This window comes from Leptospira perdikensis, from assembly GCF_004769575.1.
GTDB classification, from domain to species: domain Bacteria; phylum Spirochaetota; class Leptospiria; order Leptospirales; family Leptospiraceae; genus Leptospira_A; species Leptospira_A perdikensis.
In genome coordinates this window covers 1,219,138-1,226,694 of the sequence record NZ_RQGA01000003.1, presented here as the reverse complement: position 1 = coordinate 1,226,694, position 7,557 = coordinate 1,219,138, and the positions used below count along the sequence as shown (strand labels likewise).

Annotated in this window: 5 protein-coding genes; 3 read left to right on the top strand and 2 right to left on the bottom strand. The window is 36.9% G+C overall.

Going from position 1 to position 7,557, the window contains the following annotated elements; all coding sequences use genetic code 11:
- The first annotated feature begins 797 nt into the window (after window positions 1-797).
- The 3 genes from EHQ49_RS07035 to EHQ49_RS07025 all read left to right on the top strand — a co-directional run bounded on the left by EHQ49_RS07035 (window position 798) and on the right by EHQ49_RS07025 (window position 4,322).
- Window positions 798-2,675, top strand: coding sequence for a S8 family peptidase (locus tag EHQ49_RS07035; protein WP_167482988.1), 1,878 nt, complete (start codon window positions 798-800; stop codon window positions 2,673-2,675).
- 123 nt (window positions 2,676-2,798) lie between these two features.
- Window positions 2,799-3,329, top strand: coding sequence for a hypothetical protein (locus tag EHQ49_RS07030; RefSeq protein WP_135577653.1), 531 nt, complete (start codon window positions 2,799-2,801; stop codon window positions 3,327-3,329).
- A gap of 156 nt (window positions 3,330-3,485) precedes the next feature.
- Window positions 3,486-4,322: an LEPBI_I2678 family protein gene (locus tag EHQ49_RS07025; protein ID WP_135577651.1), complete on the top strand. Its 837-nt coding sequence runs from the start codon at window positions 3,486-3,488 to the stop codon at window positions 4,320-4,322.
- Window positions 4,323-4,423: 101 nt separating this feature from the next.
- Here EHQ49_RS07025 and EHQ49_RS07020 read toward each other — a convergent pair whose 3' ends face one another.
- Together EHQ49_RS07020 and EHQ49_RS07015 are read right to left on the bottom strand one after the other, a co-directional pair.
- Window positions 4,424-6,205, bottom strand: coding sequence for a methyl-accepting chemotaxis protein (locus EHQ49_RS07020; RefSeq protein ID WP_135577649.1), 1,782 nt, complete (start codon window positions 6,203-6,205; stop codon window positions 4,424-4,426).
- A gap of 148 nt (window positions 6,206-6,353) precedes the next feature.
- Window positions 6,354-7,550, bottom strand: coding sequence for a metallophosphoesterase (locus EHQ49_RS07015; RefSeq protein WP_135577647.1), 1,197 nt, complete (start codon window positions 7,548-7,550; stop codon window positions 6,354-6,356).
- Window positions 7,551-7,557: the final 7 nt, after the last annotated feature.

Sequence of the window (7,557 nt, the reverse complement as noted above, 5' to 3'; positions counted from 1 at the left end):
ACTCAATCACCGTTTCACCATCATTGGGAATGTACACTCACAGTCAATCATCTTTTATAAAAATTACCTCGAAATAAGGAGACAATTTGCATTTTTTTTACGAGAAAAGATTAGGTTTTCCGCAGAAAAAAAGGGATTTAGGGCTGGCTCAGGATTATGTCTCATTTTTTTGGCGGGGATGGGGGAATAAGAGGAACATTTGTTATATTTAAATACATAAGAAAAGCTTAATATACCTATATAACTAGAATTAAAAAAGAATGCTTGGAAACATCATAGACTTAATTTTGTTAATAATTAGACACCCGTCGACAATCACCAAACTTGCGTTTAATTTCATTTACATTACCACAAAAAAGTTGACTCAAACTTTTGTTATATTGAGACTAGAAGATCGATGCGACCAAAGATTTTAAATCGATTTCTGTTACTCCCATGTTCCTTGATGATCATATTTGTGATCATGATAAATTGTAATAAAAAGCAGGCAGACAATAGCTTATTAACATCTTTATTTTATTCCCCTCCCCCAACAAATTCTCCCGAAGGAATAATAAACCCGATCCAAGAAGGAGGTGAGATCCAAGCAAATATTGTCGCTGAGAAATTGAAATCAGGCGAATATCAAATCAATCCAGGTGGTTCACAAGTAGGAATACTTAGTATCATTGGGCTCCTATACAAATTTACCAGATTCTAATTCAATCTATCGTAATTCCTTCCCATCCATAGGAAAAATCATTCCGAATAAGCTTGAGATCCATATCAAAAAAATGGTTCTTATAACGGAAAATGGATTGGAAATAGAAACTGAATTTTCTTCTAAGAATGTTGATATTTTAGCTTTTGGTAACAATGTACCAGGAATAACTTCACTATCCCAAATTCCTAAAGGTAAATACAAATCGATACAATTGATTCTGGATTCTGATCAAGGAAAAGCCGAAATCAATGGTGAATCTTTTGGTTTCCAATTATCAACAGGTACATGTATTGAAATCAAAGCACAATTTGAAGTTTTAACAGGTCTTACGTCCATTCTTAAAATTAATTTTGATTTAAGCCAACTTCAGTATTTAATTTCAGGCAATTCATTTACCCTTCCCAATCAAATTGCCGCACTCACCAAATCAACATTCGATCTTCCTTACACTCCGGGAATTCTCATCCTGAAACTTCGAAATCCAATTAAAGACTTTGAATCTAAGAAAGTAGGAATCAAAGAAATTGATCTTATCTTAGAAAAGCATTCTTTTCTCGGAATTTTGCCATTTGTTTCTGAAGAAACAAACGTTGATTCAGAAACAGCTGAACTAATCGGACTTGATCGGACTTATTTCCTGCTCTTTGAATCCAAAGTAGATTTACTCCAAGTCAACTTTGCTCTCGCAAACCAACCTGAAATTGAATGGGTTACAACCAATACTAAAGCAGTGACAGATACAGTTCCGAGTGATCCGGAAGCAAATACAGGCTGTTTTTTCTGCAACAAGTTCCAAACGGCATATCTAACAGCCATTAACGCGTACAACGGCTGGAATATTACGACAGGCTCTCCTGGAGTCAAAATTGCAGTCATCGATACAGGCATTGATGATACTCACCCAGACTTAGTTGGCAAGATCATCCAAAACAGATCCTTTGAACCAGCAATTTGTTACCACTTCGGAATCTTTCCTTATGAATGTGTCACCCATTCAGCGGTATCTAGACCATTATTCAATGGTGCAAATGGTTGGGATCACGGAACTCATGTTGCCGGAACCATTGGTGCGACTACAAATAATGGCGTAGGAATCGCAGGGATTACTTGGTTGAATCCTATCATATCAATCAGTGTGTTTTATCCCACTCCAAGTAATAAACCTACATCAAGTGATCGGTTAGTAGCTTACGGAATTCTGGAAGCAGTAAATGTCGGTGCAAAAGTTATTAATTTGAGTCTCGGTGGGGACGCTTATGAATATTGTCAATGGGCATGTTTTGTTCGAGTATTTACTTATTCTTTATCTAGAGATGCAGTACGCTATGCAGATATGAAGCGAGTGACTATTGTAGCATCGTCTGGGAATGATGGCAAAAGAATTTCAGCTTATCCTGGAACTGCTGAGTATACCGGAGTATATCCAGCTTCCTATAGTGAAGTAATTTCTGTAGGAAATTTAGACTCATCACTTTCTTTCACTAAAAAACTGGGAAGTTCCAATTATGGAAAAGTAGATATATCTGCTCCTGGCACTAGTATCATTTCGACTTCCACTAATGGAAATTATGTATTTAAAACGGGAACTTCTATGGCTGCTCCCATGGTTTCTGGACTTGCTGCTTTAATTCTATCCGTTGATTCCAATTACCATCCCAAAGATGTTTTAAAAGCTATTTGTAGTAAGGCCACACCTTTAACACAAACAGGAAACCCTGATACCGATAGGGAATACTTTGGATGCGGACGAATCAATATTGGTGCCACACTTACTGCATTAGTCCCACCACCGCTAAGACCCAATATTATATCGGACTGCGGTGCAATAGATCAAATTCACTGCCCTGCTGGTCGCTGGTTTTTACCTTGGGACTTTCAATTTGTTGCTTCGGGAGGCACTCCTCCATACAATTGGACGTACGAAGGTGGTGGCTTACCGACTAATTCTTGGTTGGATTCCAATTCAGGGTGAACCCACATGGTGGTTTGGCCCTGGTTGGACTTTCTTAGTAAGAGTTACGGATTCGGCGGGACAAACAGATATTCGAAGTTTTTATTTTGCATCGGGATTATAATAGGAGTTAATTACATACATATGGAAAATCTTAAGCTTTCAATCAAAACCATTCATTTTTCCTTAATCCTATTGTTACTAACGACTATTATGTCTAGTCTATCCTGTAAAGATTCTCAAGAATCTGGACTCATCCCATTATCTCTAATATCAATTGCAAAAGAGGTAGAAGAACAGAATCGTCTCAATCAATGTATGGGAACGGTTCCAGGTCAGACTTGTATCACAATCGTAGAACACCACCCGGCAAACATTCGAAAAGTTGAACTCTTACATGGAGTAAATCAAATTTCTGTCTCTGATGCAACTGGCGTACCGATCACAGATGCGATGTGTTACGTTTATTACAATATTGACTGGGGAAATGATGCCCCTTACCGAAGTACAAAAATATACCTTAAAAATACAAACGGCGAAATTTGTGGGATTGGATGGGAGAAAAAAGAAGGCGGTACGATTGACCAATTGCTAAATTTATTTGATACAGAGAGACAACTAACAACGGTCACTGAAATAAATGCAAACGGTATGAAATTAAAATTTTATCGATAACTTCTTCCATTCAGCAACATAAACTGTTGAGCCAGTCATTTTTTTATTGCAAAACACCTTCCTTGATATGTTCATTGCTGCATGAATACAAGCGTTAATTTCAGAATCATTACTTACCTACTCACTTTCTCTTGTTTACTAGTCAATTGTGCAACTATGAGCAGAAATGAAGATGGTAGCCAGAGTATCTTCGTAAAATCCACAGCTGATAGTCACATTTATTTAGATAGTGAAAAAATTGGTGAAACGTTTGCTGCAAGTAAAATCGACTCTCCAGCAAAAGATCCAAACAAACGCTATAAAATTAGAATCGAAAAAGACGGATTTGAACCAAAAGAAATAGAAGTGGAGAAAGAAATCCATTCTTTGTTTGGCTGGAATTTAATCTTCTTGGTTGGTGCTCCTATTGGATTTGCAGTAGATTATTTTAATGGGTCATATTTACATTACAATCGCTGGATCACGGTAGAATTAGATAAAAAATCTAACTTTAAACGGAATCCCGATTCTGAAACTAACCTAAAGTTTATAACAAAAAGAGATGCTGACAAAAATCTACCCGTAGAAGTTAGATTTGAAAAGATTTCACACGCAACCTATGAAAAGACTGATGAAAACGGGAATCCAGTTTCTAATTCTACAAATGGTATATTAACACCGGGTGGCACTTATTCAAATATGGCAACCTTAGATCACGGATATTATAAAGTGACAGGTTTTTTTCTACAAAAAGATATCCATTTTACTTACAATAGTAGTGTAACGAGAATAGCAAAAAAACCAGGCACAAAAGTATTGAAAATTCCAGGAGGAGGTGTTGGAATCGTATGTGGCACTTTTGATCCAATTAATAAAATCTCTTCATTTCAGTGGATTCATATTCCTGAATTTATTTCACGAGAGTTAGCTGAACCTAAGGATTCTCAACTGTTTTATCTCTCTAAACATTGTGATCAAATTTATGATATAAATAATTACTTGAAAAAATCTTAGTCATTTGCTCCAAAATACATCTCCTTGGAGTTAAAAGGAGATGTATCTACATAATGAAGTAAACACATCAGCAGGGTATCTTGTTACTTCATTTTCCTTTTTCAAAACCGAAACCTAGAGACAATCCTCTCCATCGAATCAGATACCTTTTGCAAACGATTTGCTTCTTCTGAAATCTCTGCAAAGGTTGTAGAAATTTGAGAGTGATTTTCCCATAATGCCTGTAAGTTGGAATTAGATGTCTCTGTATAGATGGTTTGTAACTCCATCTCACTTGTGATTTTTTCAGCATCCATTTGAAATTCACCTACCATTTCTTTTAGTGATTTCACGTTTCCGGAACTCGTTTCACTGGTTCGGCCAAACATTTGTACGACTTGGGAAATTTCTTCGAATTTTAATTTTACATCTTCATTGGTGGAAATGATTTCTTTCATAGATTCCAAACTTTCTTTGGAGGCTACTTGTGATAACTTCACTACTCTTTTGATGTCTTCAATATTTTTTGCTGTTTCATCTGCAAGACGTGAAACCTCCCCCGCGACTACAGCAAATCCTCGCCCCATAGATCCTGCTCGGGCCGCCTCAATGGATGCATTGAGAGAAAGTAAATTCACACGGTCAGAAATATCCTCTACAATAGATATAGTTGCTTTGATGTTTTCGCTCATTTGGTTCATGATTTCTACCTTTTCATAGGCAGATTGGATGGCATCTTTTGCCACCTTTACAGTGCCGATCGACCGAAGAGTGTTTTGTGCCAACTCATCAGCTTTGAGAGAAAGATTTGTCATCTCATCTGTGACACGAGTGAGTTCTGTGGCCAAAAAATTTGTTTTGTCTTTTTGGGAAAGTACCCGTTCGTAAGTTGCTTTAGAAAGACTTTGGATTTGATTTACTGAATCAAAAGTAGAATCTAATTTATTTTTTTCTGAAACTACTTGCGAGTCTATCAAACCACCTTGATCCAAAATTAATTTAGAAGTTTCAAGAAGGGCTAATGCTTCGTCCTTTGCCGTTCGAAAGTATTGTCGTAGCGACTCCATAAATAGATTTAATTTTGTAATCGTATGACTTAGATTTGTTGCAGAAAGTTGAGGAATGGTGTCCGATAATTCTCCTTCAGACAACTTTTCAATGGATTGATTTAGGTTATCAATATCCTCTTTAAGAGATTTACTACCCACATATGCTGCGTAGATGATAATCACAACCATCATGATAAATACTATGGGCATTTGATAAAACCAATAGGGAGATCGAAACTCCGTTAATAGAATCAAAAACAAATAATATCCAAAAGTTAACATTGGCAAAAGTGCCACGGCAATCATTGTAAATAGGTTTCTTTGAAAAACGCCAAAAATTCGTATTTTTGTTTCATCCAAAAATACAACAGATAATTCTTTGGCCTTCAATACAGGACTCAAATACACCTCTGTTTGAAAATAGAAGGCCAAATAAATGATAGGTAGAAGCATCACACAGGCATAAGGGAGGGCCATAATTTCTTTCCAAGGAAGATCAAGTAAAGTGACCGCCATAAAAGAAAATCCAAAAATCGAAACTGTCCAACGAATGAGGATCACTCGACCTTCCCAATGTGGGTGTTCCAATAATCCCTTTTTTAGAACTTCCCTAGTTTTAAGATCGGTGTCTTTTGTATAAGCTAACAATCGCTTCAGTCTCTTATTTCTAAGGCCGATTCCAATCACCAGGGGAACAAGAGAAAGAAGAGTTCCTAAAATTCCCAATTGAATGAGGGTGTCTGTTTCAAAACGAGAGGCAAAAAGACAAAAGTTAATAAAGTAAGGAAAAATTAATAAGTATAAGGGAGCTTCAATGGCAACTGTCAATTTCCTAATGAGTAAATTCTGATTCATTCGCTTGTGATCCGCCGTCCAATTTGTCTATCCTTGAGAAAATCCAGAGAGACTTCACCTACTTTCGTAATTTTTTTTCCTATAAGAACAACTCTCCCTTAATGTTCAGGATTGAGAAATTCGGATTCATCCTAAAGATTAAATATGATCATTTTGATTGGAGTTCCAAAATAGAGATCTCAGAAGGAGCACCCAATCGAAAGGGAGGGCCCCAATAACCGGTTCCTCGACTAACGTATATTAAAGATTCTTTATACTTATGAAGGCCAGAAACAAACTTTTGTGCAAAATAAATCAACAAATTACCAGGGAAAAATTGGCCCCCATGTGTATGTCCAGAAATTTGTAACTGGAATCCTACTTCACTTGCTTCGTAAATACTATTCGGTTGGTGTGCAAGTAGGATCTTATAATCACAATTTTCTCCACCTTCCATCGCTCGTTTAGGATTTGTTTGGTGGGATTTGATGATATTTCCTGCGCTTAAATCAGTCACACCAGCCATAAGTAATTTAGCTTTGCCAACATTTAGAATTTGATTTTGGTTGAGTAAAATTGTCACACCCAGGTTTTGTATCTCCGGTAACCAGGAAAGAACTCCCGAATAATACTCATGGTTTCCTGTTACATAAAACGTTCCGTATTTCGCCTGAATGTCAGCTAATGGTTTTAAATGTTGTTTGAGGGTAGAAGCTGGCCCATCCACCAAATCTCCAGTAATTACAACAACATCCGGCTTTTGGAGATTGATTCGGTTCACAACACGTTTTAAAAATCTCTCTTTGATTGTTGGGCCAATGTGTACATCAGAGATTTGTACAATTTTAAAACCACGCAAATCAGGATGAATCTCTTTTATGGGGATGGTAACTCGTTTGTATTGCAGGCGAACATGAGCATTAAAAAAACCGAGGGAACTTAGAGCCGTTGCCACCACAATAGTAGAAAAAGCCAAACTAAAGTTTTTCACTTCTGTCACTCCATCCAGAGGGAATCCAAAATGAATCAGACTAGAAAACAGAATTTCAGAATAATGTGTCACAATCCCCAAATCAACCCAACGCAAAAAATCCATCAGAAGAACCAGGGTGAAGAGAATGGAAAAAAATCCAAAGTTAGTGAAAGTGACATAGGCAAAAAAAGTCTGGGTTTTCTCTCGTTTCGAAGTGCGGCTCAACACATAAGTCAGCGGTACAAGCAAAACGAGAGCTCCAATTCCAAATAAAATCAATGTCACTACCGGCCCATTCAGTGAAAGTCCTGAAATCAAACGAAAGGTAGAATAATAATAGATAAATCCAAGTAAGGATGTCAGAACGGACAAAAATAGGAAGAATGCTTTCAATCAAGTT

What these genes read in the sequence shown, in the direction of transcription:
- EHQ49_RS07030 (WP_135577653.1), top strand. Translation starts at nt 2,799, where the DNA reads ATGGAAAATCTTAAGCTTTCAATCAAAACCATTCATTTTTCCTTAATC.
- EHQ49_RS07025 (WP_135577651.1), top strand. Translation starts at nt 3,486, where the DNA reads ATGAGCAGAAATGAAGATGGTAGCCAGAGTATCTTCGTAAAATCCACA.
- EHQ49_RS07020 (WP_135577649.1), bottom strand. Translation starts at nt 6,205, where the DNA reads ATGAATCAGAATTTACTCATTAGGAAATTGACAGTTGCCATTGAAGCT.